The sequence below is a fragment of the Pseudoduganella aquatica genome (genome assembly GCF_020865585.1).
GTDB classification, from domain to species: Bacteria; Pseudomonadota; Gammaproteobacteria; order Burkholderiales; family Burkholderiaceae_D; genus Rugamonas; species Rugamonas aquatica_A.
In genome coordinates this window covers 1,166,493-1,180,949 of sequence record NZ_CP086370.1, presented here as the reverse complement: position 1 = coordinate 1,180,949, position 14,457 = coordinate 1,166,493, and the positions used below count along the sequence as shown (strand labels likewise).

Genomic DNA, 14,457 nt, shown 5'->3' with positions numbered 1-14,457 from the left:
CGGCACAGGGGGATACTTGCTTATCGGATAGTGGTGATGGTCGAGGACATGACTGAACTGCATGCTTCACTCAAGTGCGCGCACAAATTCTCGCTGAACTGGGGCTACCTCAACGCGATCGCCAGCGGCGTGTCCGCCATCGACCTGGGCGCGCTGGCGCTGCGCAATCTGCACGACGCGCGCCAGTTCGTGCTGGAATACGGCTTCGACCTGGAACAGCCGGCCGCGCCCGCCGTGATCGCGCGCGCCCACCGCGAGGCGGTGGCCTTCATCGCCTGCACCTTCCTGGAGCCCGGACAGGAGGCGCTGATCCCGCATGAAGTGCGCAACCCGGACGATCCGCTGCAGCTGCTGGTGTACGCCTCGCGGCGCGGCATGCACGCGGACGCGCTGCGCATGTGGTCGTGCGCGGTGCTCAAGGTCATGCACGGCATCTTCTACATCGACAACAATCTCAAGCTGCGCCACTTCAACACCATCCGCGAGCAGGTGTTCGCCTCGCTGGACGAGGTGATACGCTGCGAGGACGGCCACTACTTCCTCACGCACGGCGACACCTGCTTGCCGCTGCTGCATTTCGACCGCAAGAACAACAAGGGCCGCAACAGCATCCTGCTCAAGCTGCTGCAGAAGGCGGCCTACCTGGCGGCGGACGTGTACGACCACCTGGGCGTGCGCATGATCTTCAACACCCGCTTCGAATGCCTGCTGGCCCTGCAAACCCTGCAGCGCGCGCACCTGCTGTCGGTGACCAATGTCGATTCGCAGCGCACCCGCAACACGCTGCTGGACATGGAGGCGGCCAAGGAGGTGTTCTGCAAATACCGGCCCATGCTGGAGCGCAGCGAGCAGTACCCGGCCCAGCTGCTGCTGCGCATGGACGACGAGCTGCTGGCGCGCTCGGAGCAGCAGACCCGGAGCGACAATCCGCACAGCGGCGAAGGCTTCAGCAGCATCCAGGTGACGGTGCGCAAGATGATCCATCTGCACGCCGACGACGCAGGCGGCAGCAGCCTGCCCATCTTCGCCGCGCAGGACGCCGCCGCGCAAGAATCGGTGGAGCCGGACTACGACGTGGGTTTCTTCTTCGAGTACGAGATCCAGCTGATGGACAAGGCCAGCCATGACCTCAGCCTGAGCGGCCCCGCCAGCCACGAAGCCTACAAGCGGCGGCAAGTGGAGACGGCGCGCACGCGCGTGTTCGGCCGCGAACTGCTGCGCTGGATGGAGAGCCACGATGCCGCCGTCATGGCCTGATCCGGCCCGCCTGGCGGCCCGTTGCCGCGTGGCCCTGGCCGCGCTGGTCTGCCTGGCCGGCCCGGCGCACGCCGGCCCGCTGGTGCTGCGCACGGCGGCGCAGGACAACAACACCCTCAAGTACGAACTGCGCGCCAAGCGCAAGGGCATCTGCGTGGACGTGATCAAGGCGCTCGAACGAACCGACCCCGCGCTGCACTTCAGCGGCTGGACCCAGCCCATGTCGCTGCCGCGCATCGAATCGGCGCTGGCGGAAGGCCAGCTGGACGCGTTTTGCGCGCTGATACGCACCAGCGCGCGCGAAGCCAGGTTCGGCTTCATCGACGTTCCGGTCTACACCGTGCGCCACACCATCGCCGTGCGCGCCGACGACCAGGTGGTGGTCAATTCGCTGGACGACATCCGCAAGCTGGGACCGGACAACGTGATCATCGTCTCCAAAGGCACGGCGCACGAGAGCAAGCTGCAGCATGAGAAGGGGCTGCGCGTAGACGCCACCAGCCGCGACACCGACGTCAATCTGCGCAAGCTGCTCAACAAGCGCGGCCGCTTCTACTATCACACGGAGAGTGCGCTGCGGCGCTATATCGCAGACGAACAGTTAAAGGGCATGATAAGGCTATTGCCCACCGTGTTCAGCGAGGAGACTCTGTATTTCGCTGTGTCACCTTCGCTGCCGCCTCCCGCCACCGAGCAGCTGCGGCAGGCGCTACGCAAGCTGGCCGAGCGCGGCGAGCTGCAAAAAATCTACGCCAGCTACAAGGAAGACTAAGCATGCGCGTCCTGCTTCCATGCGCCGTCCCGGCCACGCTGCTGGCTACTGCGCTGCTGGCGCTGGCGCCGCAGGCGAGCGCGGGTCCGGTTGCGGGAGCCGGCGCGGAGGCACCGCCGCTGGTCATGTGCTACGAAGACGTGGCGCAGCGCCCCTGGACCACGCCGGACAACAACGGCCTCACCTTCGAGCTGTTGCGGCGCGTGGAGAAACAACTGGGCGAACGCTTTGTATATGCCGCCAAACCCTGGCGGCGCTGCCTGGAGGAGCTGCGCACAGGCACGGTGGATGCGGTGATCGCCGCCGCCGACAGCAAACTGCGCCGCAGCTTCGCCGCCTACCCGCTGCTGCCCGACGGCAGAGCCGACCCGGCGCGCGCCCTGTTCACGGATACCGTGAACGTGTTCCTGCGCGTGGGCGGCAGCGGCAGCTGGGACGGCCAGACCCTGGCCGCGCCCAAGCAGGAGGTGGCGGTGCAATCCGGCTACCTGGTTGCCTCGGTACTGCGCGAGCGCGGCTTCGTCACGCGCGAATTGGTCAAGTCGGCCGACGACGGCCTGCGCCTGCTGGCCAGCGGCATGTTCGACGTCGCCGTCCTGCAGGGAATGGAGGCGGGCCGCCTGGCGCGCAGCGACGCGCGCTTCCGCGACCGGGTGGTGCAGGCCGCGCCGCCTTACCGGGTGGTGGAGTTCCACCTGATCTTCAACCTCGCCGCTTACCGCAGCGCACCGCAGCGCGCGGAAGCCATCTGGCGCGCCATCGCCGCCGCGCGCAAATCGGCCGAATACCGCCAGCTGGCCAGCGAGGCGGGCGTGGCCGAGCCGCCTTAGCGCGGGCGGAGAGCAGCACGGTTTACTTTTTTTGCAACTCCGTGCTGTTTCTTGGATACAATAGCCATCCATGACCGCATATCCATCACGGCCTTGATCGACGGCCGGCTCTCGCTCACCACGCCGGAAGGCACCCGCCTGCTGCTCACGCCGGCGGGACCGGCGCCGCGCGCCTGGGCCTGGGCGCTGGACGTGTCGCTCTGGCTGGCCTTTATGCTGGCGGCCACCTTGTTGCTGCGCGGTCCGCGCATGGCGCAGGGCGTGCTGGCGGTGCTGGCCTTCGTCAGCTACTGGGGCTATCCCGTCATCTGCGAAGTCTATTTCCAGGGCCAGACCGTGGGCAAGCGCGCGCTCGGCCTGCAGGTCCGGCGCGACAACGGCCTGCCGGTGGGCTGGCGCGAATCGGCGCTGCGCAACCTGCTGCTGGTGGCCGACTTCCTGCCGCTGGCCTACGCCACCGGCCTGGCCTGCATGCTGTACGATCGCCAGTTCCGCCGCCTGGGCGACATCGTGGCCGGCACGCTGGTGGTGTACCGCGACAAGCCTCCCGCCCGCCCCGCCGCCGCCGAACGCGATGCGGCGCCGCTGCCCCCGCCCTTCCCGCTCACCTCTGCGCAGCAGCGCGCCCTGGCCGACCTGTTCGAGCGCGAACAGGGCTTGCCGCAGGCGCGGCTGGAGGAGCTGGGCGACGTCGCCGAACCACTCACCGGGACAACCGGCGCGGCCTCCCTGGAGCGCTTGCGCTCCTATGCGGCGGGCCTGAAGCAATGAGCGCGCGGCCATGAAACAGACCCAGTTCGAACAGCAGCACGCGCCCCTGTGGGAAGCGGTCGACGCCATCCTGCAAAACCGCTCCGAAGATTCGGCCGCCCTGCCCGCGCTGTACCGCCGGCTGTGCCAGTGCCTGGCGCTGGCCGGCCAGCGCGGCTACTCGCCGGCGCTGACCGACTACCTGCAGGCGCAGGCGGCGGCCTGCCATTTGCGCCTGTACGGCGCGGCGGCCGAGCGTCCGCGCGCGCTGATGGAATGGCTGCTGGTGGACTTTCCGCGCCGCGTGCGCGCCGAGTGGCGCTTGCTGCTGCTGGCGGCGCTGGCCGTGTTCGGCGTGGCGCTCGCCCTGGGCCTGCTGGTGTGGCAGCACCCCTACTGGGCGCACAGCTTCATCGACCCCGAGCAGCTGGACAAATACCGCCGCATGTACCGGCCCGGCCGCATCGACCTGGGGCGCGGCCAGGAGGGCGACCTGCAGATGTTCGGCCACTACATCTGGAACAACGTATCGATCTGCTTCCGCACCTTCGCCGGCGGCATTTTCGGCGGCCTGCCTTCGCTGCTCAGCCTCGCCTTCAACGGCATGCACATGGGCGTGATCGCCAGCTGGCTCAGCATGGACCCGCTCACGCGCATCAATTTCTGGTCCTTCGTGGTCACCCATTCCAGCTTCGAAATCACCGGCCTGGTGCTGGCCGGCCTGTCCGGCATGCGCCTCGGCCTGGCGCTGATCGCCCCCGGCCGCCTGAGCCGGCGCCACGCGCTGCACGCCAGCAGCCGCGCCATGTTCCCGGTGATTACCGGCGCGGCGGTGCTGACCCTGCTGGCGGCCTTCGTGGAAGCCTTCTGGTCCGCCAGCGCGGCCATACCGCCGCAGGTGAAGTTCGCCGTGGGCGGCGTGTGCTGGACGGCGGTGATCGCCTTCTTCCTGCTTGCGGGCCGCCGCCGTGGAGCGCCGCATGCGGATTGACCAGTTGCGCATCGCGCTGCGTCCGCGCCCGGCGCCGCAGGCGCTGGACCTGGGCTTCGCGCTGCTGCGCGCACACGCCGGGCCGGTGTACAAGACCTGGCTCGCGCTGTGGCTGCCCCTGTGCGCGCTGTCCGTTGCCATGATCTTCATGCTGCCGGACTACACGCTGCTATGGATGCTGCTGCCCTGGTGGCTGCGGCCGCTGCTGGAGCGCGGCCCGCTGTATGTGCTGTCGCGCCAGGTATTCGGCGAAGACGTGAGCTGGCGCCAGGCGCTGCGGGCCTGGCCTCGGCAGCTGGGCGGCGGCTGGGTGCGGCAATTGACCTGGTGGCGCCTTGCCATGCCGGGGCGCGGCTTGTACCAGCCGATCTGGCAGCTCGAACAGGCGCGCGGCGCGGCCGCGAGCGAGCGCCGCGCCGCCCTGGGCCGCAACGGCACCGGCGCCGCCGCCTACCGCTTCGGCCTGGCCTGCGCCCACTTCGAAGGGGTGCTGAACTTCGGCATGATGGCGCTGGTGGGCCTGTTCCTCAGCGACACCACCATGAATCCGCTGGCCTTCCTGAGCAAAGGTCCGCACAGCACGCTGGTGGACATGCTGGCCATGGTGTTCTACGGCGTGGCGGGCGGCGTGATGGGCCCCATCTACACGGCCTGCTGCTTCACGCTCTACCTGAACCGCCGCGCCACGCTGGAGGCCTGGGACATTGAAATCACGCTGCGCCAGATCCAGGCGCCGGCCGCGCGCCACCAGCCGCAGGCCGGCCACGCAAAGCCGCTGCTGCTGGCCGCGCTGGCCTGCATCGCCGCCGTGCTGATGGCGGCGGCTCCGGCGCCCCGCGCCGAAGCGCTGCAGCCGGCCGCACCCGCACCCGCGCCGGGCGGCGTGCAATGCGCGCGTCCCAAGCAGTTGCCTGACGTGGTGGGCAAGCACGCGCCACCGCACAGCGTGGAACAGGCGCTGCTGCGCAAGGAGCTGCGCCAGCTCTACAACAGCGACGACCTGCGCGGCTACAAATGCGAGGACAGCTGGCACCTGAAGGATTTCAAGGCGCCCAAGCCCGAGAAGCCGCCCAGGATGCCCGACCTGAGCGCGCTGGCCTTTGCCATCAAGCTGGTGCTGATCGCCAGCGGCGTGATGCTGGTGGCATGGCTGCTGCACCGCTATCGCGGCAAGTTCGCATGGCTTCTGCCTGCGCCAGAGATGCTGGCGGCGACCGAAATCGCGGGGCTGGACATCCGTGCCGAGAGCCTGCCGCCCGACGTGGCGGACGCCGTGCGCAACCTGTGGGAACGCGGCGAGCGCCGCGCCGCGCTGGCCTTGCTGTACCGGGCCACGCTGTCGCGCCTGGTGCAGCAGGACGGCTTGCTGCTGGCGCAAGGCGCCACCGAGGGTGACTGCCTGCGGCTGGCGCAGCAAGCCGCCCTGCCGCCTGCCCGCTACGCCATCGCCGCCACCACCACTACGCTGTGGCTGAACGGCGCGTATGGCGCGCGCTGGCCGGACAGCGCGGCGCTGTATGCCGCCTGCGATGCATGGCGCGCGCAATTTGATGCGGCCTCCGCTCCCGCTGCCGCGCCAGCCGGGGAGCTGCCATGAGCGCGGGCCGCCGCAATACACGGCGCGCACTGATTGCGCTGGCCTGCGCCGCCGCCCTCGGGGGCTGCGTGTGGCTGTGGTACGCCGTCATGGAACGCTCGCCGGCTGCGGTCAACTACGTCTCGCCGCTGGCCATCAGCAATCCCATGCTGGCGGCCGGCACGCTGCTCAAGCAGCACGGCTACACGGTCAGCGTGGAGCAGCGCCTGAGCGGCGCGCGCCTGGCCAGCCTGCCCGGCGGCACGCTGATTCTGGCGGACAATACCGGCCAGGTCGATCCGGTGCAGGCGGAGCAGCTGATGGACTGGGTCCGGCGCGGCAACACCCTGCTGATGCAGCCCAAGTGGGTGCCGGTGCGGCCCGGCGGCAGCGACAAGGCGGACCGCCTCGATCCGCGCAAGCGCGTGATTCCGCTGACCGAGCCCGACCCGCTGGGCAAGCGCTTCGGCGTGGGCCTGAGCTACCGCAGCAAGCTGCGCGCCGATTGCGACCATCCCGGCGCCCCGCCGCCGGACGCCGAAGCGGAAGGCGACGAGGAAGACGAGGACATGGAGGAGGACGACAGCGACGGCAGCGGCGCGGAAGAAGTCCCGGCGCCCAAGAAAGAGCTGCGCCAGCTCACCTGCGTCACCCTGCCCGGCGGCGCCTACCCGCTCGCGCTGGACACCGGCACCGAGGTGCTATACCCGCTGCATGCCCGCATCACGCCGCTGTGGAGCGATGCCGACGGCGCCTCGGTGCGCGTGTACGGCGAGGGCAAAGGCCATGTGGTCATGGTGTCGGACAACTACTTCAACAACCAGCGCCTGCCCCGCTACGACCACGCCGAGCTGCTGCTTGGCCTGGCAGGCCTGAACCAGCAGGGCCGCAATGTGATGCTGGTGCTGCATGCCGACGCGTCGCCGTGGTACGCGCTGCTGTGGCAGGCCGCATGGATGCCGCTCACCGCGCTGGCGCTGCTGCTTGCGCTGCTGCTGTGGCGCGCGGCGCGCCGCTTCGGCCCCATGCTGCCGGACCCGTCCACCGAACGCCGCGCCCTGCTCGAACATATCGAAGCGAGCGGCAACTGGCTGTGGCGCGCCGCCGGCGGCCGCGACACGCTGCTGTCCGCCGCGCGGCAAGAAACCCTGGCGCTGCTGCGGCGCCGCGCTCCGGAACTGCAGCAGCTCGGCGCGGACGAACAGGCGGCCCGCCTGGCGCGCCTGTGCAGCGCCCCGCTGGCTGACATGCGCAGCGCGCTGCACGGCCCCGCCGCGTCCCAACCGGCCGCGTTCACGCGCCAGATCCAGCTACTCCAACAAGTGAGAAACCTATATGAGCGAAAACAGTAGCGACAACAACCCACAACCCTCCGCCGAGGACGGCGGCAGCGCCATTGGCGCCGAGCGCCTGCAGCAGGCGCTGGACATCGTGCGCCGCATGGGCGAGGAAATCCGCCGCGCCGTGGTGGGCCAACAGGAAGTGATAGACGAGGTGCTAGCCTGCATGCTGGCAGGCGGCCACGTGCTGGTGGAAGGCGTGCCCGGGCTGGGCAAGACACTGCTGGTGCGCGCGCTGGCCAAGACCTTCGCCGGCCAGTTCTCGCGCATCCAGTTCACGCCCGACCTGATGCCGGCCGACGTGATGGGCCACGCCGTGTTCGACCTGAAGAACCAGACCTTCAGCGTGCGCAAGGGCCCCGTGTTCGCCAACCTGCTGCTGGCCGACGAGATCAACCGCGCGCCCGCCAAGACGCAATCCGCGCTGCTGGAGGCGATGCAGGAAAGCCAGGTGACCATAGAAGGCGAAGCGCACGCGCTGGCGCCGCCCTTCATGGTGCTGGCGACGCAGAATCCGCTGGAAAACGAGGGCACGTATCCGCTGCCGGAAGCGCAGCTGGACCGCTTCCTGATCAAGGTGCGCATCGGCTACCCGAGCGAGAACGAGGAGCAGGCCATGCTGCAGTCGGTCACGCGCAACCGCGTGGGCGACGGCCTGGACGTGGCCGCCGTGGCCACGCTGGTCAAGCCTGAAACGGTGCTGGCGCTGCAGCAGCTGGTGGCGCGCATCCGGGTGGACGACAGCGTGGCCAACTACGCCGTGCGCCTGGTGCGCGCCACGCGCGACTGGCCGGGCATCGCCATCGGCGCCGGGCCGCGCGGCAGCATCGCGCTGGTGCGCATGGCGCGCGCGATGGCCCTGCTGGCCGGGCGCGACTACGTCACGCCGGACGACATCAAGCTGGCCAGCCTGCCGGTGCTGCGCCACCGCGTCGCCATCTCGCCGGAAAGCGAACTCGATGGCCTGAACAGCGACCACCTGCTGGCGGCGCTGGTGCAGCAGATCGCCGCGCCGCGCGCATGACACCAGCGCGCCGCCTGCTGCAACTGCTGCTGGCCTGGGCCGCGCTCGGCGCCGCCGCTTCCGTCCCTGCGCTGGCCGGCACCGCCTGGCCGCTGTCCGCCCTGTGGTGGCTGGCCGGCGCCGCCCTGCTGGCCGCCGCGCTGGTGGACGCCTGGCACACGCTGCGCCCGCCGCCGTTGCGGCTGGAGCGCCAGCTGCCCGGCGTGCTGCCGGTGGAGCTGTGGCACGCCGTCACGCTGACGGTTCACAACCTCGGCACGCGCCCGCTGCGCCTGGACCTGTTCGACGGCTACCCGGCCGCCTGGGCGCTGGAAGGCATGCCGCATGCCTGCACCGTCGCCGGCGGCGGCTTTGCCTCCGTGGTCTACCGCGTCAAGCCGGACCAGCGCGGCAACGCGCGCTTCAGCCAGCCGCATGTGCGCGTCAGCTCACCCTGGGGCCTGTGGCAGCGCACGCGCCGCATCGGCCCCGAGCAGACGGTGAAGGTGTTCCCCGATTATTCCCGCCTGCTGGGCCAGACCCTGCAGGCGACCGAACGCCGCGCGCCGGCGGCCGGCGCCATCCGCAAGCGGCGGCGCGGCGAAGGCACGGACTTCCGCCAGCTGCGCGAGTATCGCCAGGGCGACAGCCTGCGCTCGATAGACTGGAAGGCCACGGCGCGCCAGCGCAAGCCCATCGCACGCGAGTACCAGGAGGAGCGCGACCAGCAGGTGGTGTTCCTGCTCGACTGCGGCCGCCGCATGCTGGCGCGCGACCACGATGGCGCGGACCGCAGCAGCCATTTCGACCACGCGCTGCAAGCCGTGCTGACGCTGGGCTTCGTGGCGCAGAAACAGGGCGATTCGGTGGGATTGATGACCTTCGGCGGGGCCAGCGCGGGCGCCGGCGGGCGCTGGCTGGCGCCGGCCAAGGGCCGCGCCGGTTTCGACCGCCTGCTGGCGGGCGTGTATGATGTGCAGCCGGATGAAACCGCGCCCGACTACACGCAAGCGGCGGGCGCACTGATGAACAAGTTGAGCAAGCGCGCCTTCGTGGTGCTGATCACCAATCTGCGCGACGAGGACGACCAGGCCATGCGCAGCGCCTGCGAGCTGCTCGGCACGCGCCACATGGTGCTGTGCGCCAGCCTGCGCGAACAGGCGCTGGACCGCGCCGTAGCGGCGCCGGTGGCCGGCTTCCAGGACGCGCTGCGCCAGCCTGCCGCCATGCTTTACCTGCAGCAGCGCCGCGAAGCCATACGGCGCCTGGGGCTGCGCGCGAACGCCCTGGTGGACGTGGCGCCCGGCCAGCTCAGCGCCGCATTGATCGGGCGCTACCTGGAGATCAAGGAGAGCGGGCAGCTCTGAGTGCCCGCTTTGCAAGCGCGCTTACAGGCCCTGGCTGGCGGACCTGGCCTGCGCCTTCTGCACATAGCTCTGGTAGGCAGGAATGGTGACGGCGGCCATCAGGCCGATAATGCCCACCATGAACAGGACCGGGAACACCAGCCCGACGATCTTGATCAGCAGGGTATTCGGCGACGGCGCCGGCCCGAAGTCGTTGTCGCCCTCGTCGCCGCGCGCGAAGACCAGGTACAGCGAGACGATGAAGTTCACCAGCGGCACCCACAGCAGCAGCGAAAACCAGCCGCTGCGGTTGACGTCGTTGAAGCGGCGCTTGGCCAGCACAAAGCTGAGCACCAGCAGCGGCAGGTAGAGCAAGGTGCTGATGGCGACGATGGCGTCCTGGTTGCTCGACAGGATACCGGCCGCGCCCAGCACGCCCATGAGGATGGTGACCGGGATCATATTGGCCAGGGAAGCGGCGAACAGGTAAGCCATGTAGCGCAGACGGCCTATGCGGCCGCGCCAGGCGAACAGCTTGGGCTCATAGGTCTGGTCTTTGCCCGGCGCCAGGCCGGACAGGTCGGCGCTGGGCGCCGAATATGGATTGGGGGTGTTCACGGCGTATGCTCCCATGGTTTATTAAATTATTAATTACGCAATACTACTGGATTTATAAGGAAAAGCGGCAATGGATCCACAACAATTCGTCTACTTCTTCAGCGCCCTGCTGTCGCTGGGCGCCGCGCTGCTGATGGCGCTGGTGCTGTTCGACCGCCTGGCGCCGATGACGGCGGCGCGCGCCGGCATTGCGCTGGAGCGGCTGCGCTCCGGCCTGCGCCTGCGCCAGGCCGGCGTGCCCGGCTTCGCCATGCCCTACCTGGAAGGCGGCAAGGGAGAAACGCTGGTGCTGCTGCACGGCTTTGCCGGCGACAAGGACAACTTTACCCGCATCGCGCGTTTTCTCACGCCGCATTACCGCGTGATCGCGCCGGACCTGCCGGGCTTTGGCGACGCGGGCCGCGACCCGCAGGCGGGCTACGGCATCGCCGAACAGGCCGAACGCCTGCGCGCGCTGCTGGACCAGATTGCGCCGGGCCGCGTCCACCTGGGCGGCAACTCCATGGGCGGCTTTATCGCCGCGCAGTTTGCCGCCGCCTACCCGGAACGCGTGGCCAGCCTGTGGCTGCTGGACGCGGCGGGCACGGAAGCGTCGCATAGTTCGGAAGTGCTGAAGCGCTACGAAGCCAGCGGCGACATGCCGCTGCTGGTGCGCGAAGAGCAGGAATACGGCGCGCTGGTGGACGCCTGCACGCAGGAGCGCCCTTTCCTGCCGCATTCCGTGCTCACCGCGCTGGGCCGCCGCGCCGTGGCGGACTTCCCGCTGCACACGGCCATCATGCAGCAGGTGGCGGCGTCGCCATTGCTGCAGCCGCAGCCGCAGTACGCCGCGCTGCCGGCGCTGGTGGTGTGGGGCGAGCAGGACGGGATATTGCACCCGTCCGGCGCCGCCGCCTTCGGCCAGCTGTTCCCGCGCAGCCGCGTGGTGATGATGCCGGGCGTGGGCCATTTGCCGATGGTGGAAGAACCACGGCGCACCGCGCAGGATTACCTCGAGTTCCGGCGCGGCTCGGCGTAAACGGCGGGTTACGGCGCGGCGCGCCTAACCCGCCCTACCGGTCGGTGACCGTAAACTCGCCAAACTCCTTGAGCTGCTCGGCCACTGCGGCCTTGTCGCCCACCACCACGATGGATTGCGTCTCGGGCGAGAAGTACTTCTTGCCCATGTCGCGCACCTGCTCCGCGCTCACCTTCTGGATCTTGGGCACAAAGCTGCCCAGCGTTTCCGGCGGCAGGCCCACCAGCCAGTTGTTGGCCAGCGTGCCCGCCACCGCGCCCTGCAGCTGGTTCGTGACCAGGTAGGTGCCCGCCACGTAGCGCTTGTTCATGCTCAGTTCCTCGTCGCCCACCAGCTCCGTGCCCAGCTTGCGGTATTCCTTGAAATACTCGCCCAGCGCGGCGCCGGTCACTTCGTTGCGCACGTCCGCGCCGCCGATGATGGCGCCGCCGTTGCGGCTCATGCGCGCGCCGGCCGAGGCGCCGTAGGTGTAGCCCTTCTCTTCGCGCAGGTTAAGGTTGACGCGGCTGCTGAAGCCGCCGCCCAGGATGGTGCTGGCCAGGCGCAGCGGCACGTAGTCCTCCACGCTGGCGGCGGTGCCGGGGCGGCCCAGGCGCAGCGTGGACTGCACGCTGCCGGCGCGCTCGAGCAGCAGGCGCTGCGGCGGCATGGCCGCTGCGGCGGCAGGGGTGTCCGGCAGCGCAGGGCCGGTCGACTTCCAGCTGCCGAAGGCCGCTTCGGCCAGCTTCATGGCGTCCGCTTCCTTGATGCGGCCGGTGATCACCAGCAGGCTGCGCTCGGGACGGAAGCGCTTGGCGTGTTCGGCCCGCAGCAGGGCCGCGTCGACCGAGGTGATGGCTTCGGCGGTGGCGGTGGTGCGGCCGTATGGGTGGTCGCCATAGACCACGCGCGAGATGGCGCGCTCGGCGCGGAAGGACGGACGCGCTTCGGCCGCCTTCAGCGCCTGCAGGGCGTTGGTCTTGGCCAGCTGCACTTCGGCGTCGGGGAAGGACGGCTCGCGCGCCACTTCGGCCAGCAGCGCGGCCATGGGCGCCGCGCTGGAAGCGAGCGCGTTGCCATACACGGTGATGCCGTCGTTGCTGGTGCCGGCGCCCACGCTGCCGCCCATGCCCTGCGCCGCTTCGGCCACCGCGCGCGAGCTGCGCTTGGTGGTGCCTTCGTTGAGCAGGTTGGCCAGCAGGCTGGCGAAGGCCGGGTGCTGCGCGTCGTCGGCAGCGTAGCCGGCGCCGCGCACGGCCAGCACAAAGTCCACGCGCGGCAGGCCGGTGCGCGGCACCACCCACACTTCCAGGCCGTTGGCCAGCGTCTTGCGGGCGATCTTGGGCACGGGCAGGGGCTTGTCCGCGCCGTAGGCGGGCACCGGCGAGGCGGCGGGGGCGGCGGTCTGGGCGTGCAGCACGGGAGCGCACAGCGTGGAGATGGCCACGGCCAGTATCAGTTTCTTCATGGTGCGGTCCTTATTTGTTGGCGGCTGGGGCGGCGGCGGCAGGTGCGGCGGGCGGGGCTTTCGGCGCCGGCTTGCGGTCGATCACGGTGCGGTTGGCCTTGGTCAGATAGGTGGCCGCCACGCGCTGCACGTCCGCCGATGTCACGCCTTCGATCCAGCCCGGAATCTTGTTCACCACCTTGGCGTCGCCCCACAGGGTTTGCAGCTTGGCCAGCGTGTCGGCGCGGTTGATATAGCTTTCCAGCTTGTTGTACCACTGGGCCAGCATGGCGGTCTTCACGCGCTGCAGCGAGGCCGCGTCCACGCCGTCCTTGGCCACCTTCGCGATTTCCTCGTCCATGGCCGCCAGCACCGCGTCGGCGCTGCTGGTGGGCTTGTACATGCTGAACACGGTGAACAGGGTCGGGCCGTCGTATTCCCAAGGTCCGGTCAGGCCGTACAGCGGCGACAGGTTGAGCGACAGCTCGCGGCCCTTCACCAGCCCCAGATAGAGGCGCGAGGCGTCGCCGCCGGCCAGCAGCTCGCCCAGCACCGCCATCGGCGCCTGGTCCTTGCTGCCGCGCGCGGGCATCTTCCATGCCGCCGCCAAGGCCGGCACCTGGGCCAGCGCGTCGCTCTGCTCGACGCGCTTCTCGGCCGTGTTCAGGCCTTCGCTGAAATCGCCGAAGGCGGGCGTGGGGCGCTTGGGTATGGCGCCGAAGTACTTCTGGGCCAGCGCGTAGCCCTGCTGCGGCGTCACGTCGCCTGCGATGGCCAGCACCGCGTTGTTGGGGCCGTAGTAGTCGCGGTGGAAGGCGCGCACGTCGTCCAGGCTGGCGCCTTCCAGGTCCTTGAAGCTGCCGTAGCCGTCGTGGTTGTTTTCCCACTTCTGGAAGGCGTGCTGGCCTATGTCGATCCACATGAAGCCGCCGTAAGGCTGGTTCTTCACGTTGACGCGGATTTCCTCCTTCACCACGTCCTGCTGGTTCTTCAGGGTTTTCTCGTTGAAGTCCAGGGTCTTCATGCGGTCCGCTTCCAGCCACAGGATGGCGTCCAGCGCGGAGGCGGGGGCGGTCTCGATGTAGTTGGTGAAGTCGGCCCGGGTGGAGCCGTTGTTGTTGCCGCCGCCGCCGGTGATGGTCTTGTCGAACACGCCCTTGGGCGCGTTCGGCGTGCCCTGGAACATCAGGTGCTCGAACAGGTGCGCGAAACCGGTGCGGTTCTGCGGCTCCAGCCGCATGCCCACCTTGTACACCACGCTCACGCCCACGGTGGGCGAGCTGTGGTCTTCGGTGACGATGACGGTCAGGCCGTTGTCCAGCTTCTTGACGTGGACCGGCACGTCCCAGCGGTCGGCACTGGCCGCTTGCGCGGACAGCGACAGCATGGCGGCGGCCAGCAGGACGGGAATTTGGCGCATGCGCATAAGGTAAACCTTTCTAATGAGGGTGGAGCGTCCGGCGTTTTGCCGAACCTGCAATTTTGCCTGTTGCACAGCAAAAGATACTCACCAATTATTGCAAGCGCCAT

At 69.3% G+C, this 14,457-nt stretch carries 13 protein-coding genes; 10 read left to right on the top strand and 3 right to left on the bottom strand.

Annotation, left to right across the window (positions count from 1 at the left end):
* Positions 1-48: 48 nt before the first annotated feature.
* From KT882_RS05200 to KT882_RS05160, 9 genes are read left to right on the top strand one after another with little or no spacing between them, the layout of a single operon-like run.
* Positions 49-1,257: a TIGR04552 family protein gene (locus KT882_RS05200; protein WP_161075188.1), complete on the top strand. Its 1,209-nt coding sequence runs from the start codon at positions 49-51 to the stop codon at positions 1,255-1,257.
* Positions 1,238-2,029, top strand: a complete 792-nt coding sequence (locus KT882_RS05195) for a substrate-binding periplasmic protein (protein ID WP_228894735.1) — start codon at positions 1,238-1,240, stop codon at positions 2,027-2,029. Before KT882_RS05200 ends, KT882_RS05195 begins: the two co-directional genes overlap by 20 nt.
* A gap of 2 nt (positions 2,030-2,031) precedes the next feature.
* Positions 2,032-2,859: a type 2 periplasmic-binding domain-containing protein gene (locus KT882_RS05190; RefSeq protein WP_161075190.1), complete on the top strand. Its 828-nt coding sequence runs from the start codon at positions 2,032-2,034 to the stop codon at positions 2,857-2,859.
* 51 nt (positions 2,860-2,910) lie between these two features.
* The gene (locus tag KT882_RS05185) at positions 2,911-3,630 is read left to right on the top strand and encodes an RDD family protein (RefSeq protein WP_228894734.1); all 720 of its coding nucleotides are present in this window, start codon (positions 2,911-2,913) and stop codon (positions 3,628-3,630) included.
* Positions 3,631-3,640: 10 nt separating this feature from the next.
* A complete protein-coding gene (locus KT882_RS05180; protein ID WP_161075192.1) occupies positions 3,641-4,600 on the top strand; it encodes a stage II sporulation protein M in 960 nt (319 codons plus the stop codon).
* Positions 4,590-6,197: a hypothetical protein gene (locus KT882_RS05175; protein WP_228894732.1), complete on the top strand. Its 1,608-nt coding sequence runs from the start codon at positions 4,590-4,592 to the stop codon at positions 6,195-6,197. Before KT882_RS05180 ends, KT882_RS05175 begins: the two co-directional genes overlap by 11 nt.
* Complete coding sequence (locus tag KT882_RS05170) at positions 6,194-7,528, top strand: DUF4350 domain-containing protein (RefSeq protein ID WP_228894731.1); 1,335 nt, start codon at positions 6,194-6,196, stop codon at positions 7,526-7,528. Before KT882_RS05175 ends, KT882_RS05170 begins: the two co-directional genes overlap by 4 nt.
* Complete coding sequence (locus tag KT882_RS05165; protein WP_161075195.1) at positions 7,512-8,540, top strand: AAA family ATPase; 1,029 nt, start codon at positions 7,512-7,514, stop codon at positions 8,538-8,540. Before KT882_RS05170 ends, KT882_RS05165 begins: the two co-directional genes overlap by 17 nt.
* Positions 8,537-9,886, top strand: coding sequence for a DUF58 domain-containing protein (locus KT882_RS05160; RefSeq protein WP_161075196.1), 1,350 nt, complete (start codon positions 8,537-8,539; stop codon positions 9,884-9,886). The genes KT882_RS05165 and KT882_RS05160 overlap by 4 nt, the downstream gene beginning before the upstream one ends.
* A gap of 21 nt (positions 9,887-9,907) precedes the next feature.
* On the opposite strand, the gene KT882_RS05155 is transcribed toward KT882_RS05160, so the two are convergent.
* The gene (locus KT882_RS05155) at positions 9,908-10,483 is read right to left on the bottom strand and encodes a DUF805 domain-containing protein (protein WP_161075197.1); all 576 of its coding nucleotides are present in this window, start codon (positions 10,481-10,483) and stop codon (positions 9,908-9,910) included.
* Between the two features lie 70 nt (positions 10,484-10,553).
* Between KT882_RS05155 and KT882_RS05150 the strand changes: the two genes are divergently transcribed.
* Entirely contained in the window at positions 10,554-11,501 is a 948-nt protein-coding gene (locus tag KT882_RS05150) for an alpha/beta fold hydrolase (RefSeq protein ID WP_161075198.1), read from the top strand.
* A gap of 34 nt (positions 11,502-11,535) precedes the next feature.
* Here the strand turns inward: KT882_RS05150 and KT882_RS05145 are convergent, their stop codons facing one another.
* Together KT882_RS05145 and KT882_RS05140 are read right to left on the bottom strand one after the other, a co-directional pair.
* Complete coding sequence (locus tag KT882_RS05145) at positions 11,536-12,948, bottom strand: M16 family metallopeptidase (RefSeq protein ID WP_161075199.1); 1,413 nt, start codon at positions 12,946-12,948, stop codon at positions 11,536-11,538.
* Between the two features lie 10 nt (positions 12,949-12,958).
* Entirely contained in the window at positions 12,959-14,353 is a 1,395-nt protein-coding gene (locus tag KT882_RS05140; RefSeq protein WP_161075200.1) for a M16 family metallopeptidase, read from the bottom strand.
* Between the last annotated feature and the right edge of the window lie 104 nt (positions 14,354-14,457).

Bases quoted from the DNA above. Each gene is read 5' to 3' on its own strand.
- KT882_RS05175 (WP_228894732.1), top strand. From the start codon at position 4,590: ATGCGGATTGACCAGTTGCGCATCGCGCTGCGTCCGCGCCCGGCGCCG.
- KT882_RS05195 (WP_228894735.1), top strand. From the start codon at position 1,238: ATGCCGCCGTCATGGCCTGATCCGGCCCGCCTGGCGGCCCGTTGCCGC.
- KT882_RS05190 (WP_161075190.1), top strand. From the start codon at position 2,032: ATGCGCGTCCTGCTTCCATGCGCCGTCCCGGCCACGCTGCTGGCTACT.
- KT882_RS05145 (WP_161075199.1), bottom strand. From the start codon at position 12,948: ATGAAGAAACTGATACTGGCCGTGGCCATCTCCACGCTGTGCGCTCCC.
- KT882_RS05170 (WP_228894731.1), top strand. From the start codon at position 6,194: ATGAGCGCGGGCCGCCGCAATACACGGCGCGCACTGATTGCGCTGGCC.
- KT882_RS05150 (WP_161075198.1), top strand. From the start codon at position 10,554: ATGGATCCACAACAATTCGTCTACTTCTTCAGCGCCCTGCTGTCGCTG.
- KT882_RS05160 (WP_161075196.1), top strand. From the start codon at position 8,537: ATGACACCAGCGCGCCGCCTGCTGCAACTGCTGCTGGCCTGGGCCGCG.
- KT882_RS05200 (WP_161075188.1), top strand. From the start codon at position 49: ATGACTGAACTGCATGCTTCACTCAAGTGCGCGCACAAATTCTCGCTG.
- KT882_RS05180 (WP_161075192.1), top strand. From the start codon at position 3,641: ATGAAACAGACCCAGTTCGAACAGCAGCACGCGCCCCTGTGGGAAGCG.
- KT882_RS05140 (WP_161075200.1), bottom strand. From the start codon at position 14,353: ATGCGCATGCGCCAAATTCCCGTCCTGCTGGCCGCCGCCATGCTGTCG.
- KT882_RS05165 (WP_161075195.1), top strand. From the start codon at position 7,512: ATGAGCGAAAACAGTAGCGACAACAACCCACAACCCTCCGCCGAGGAC.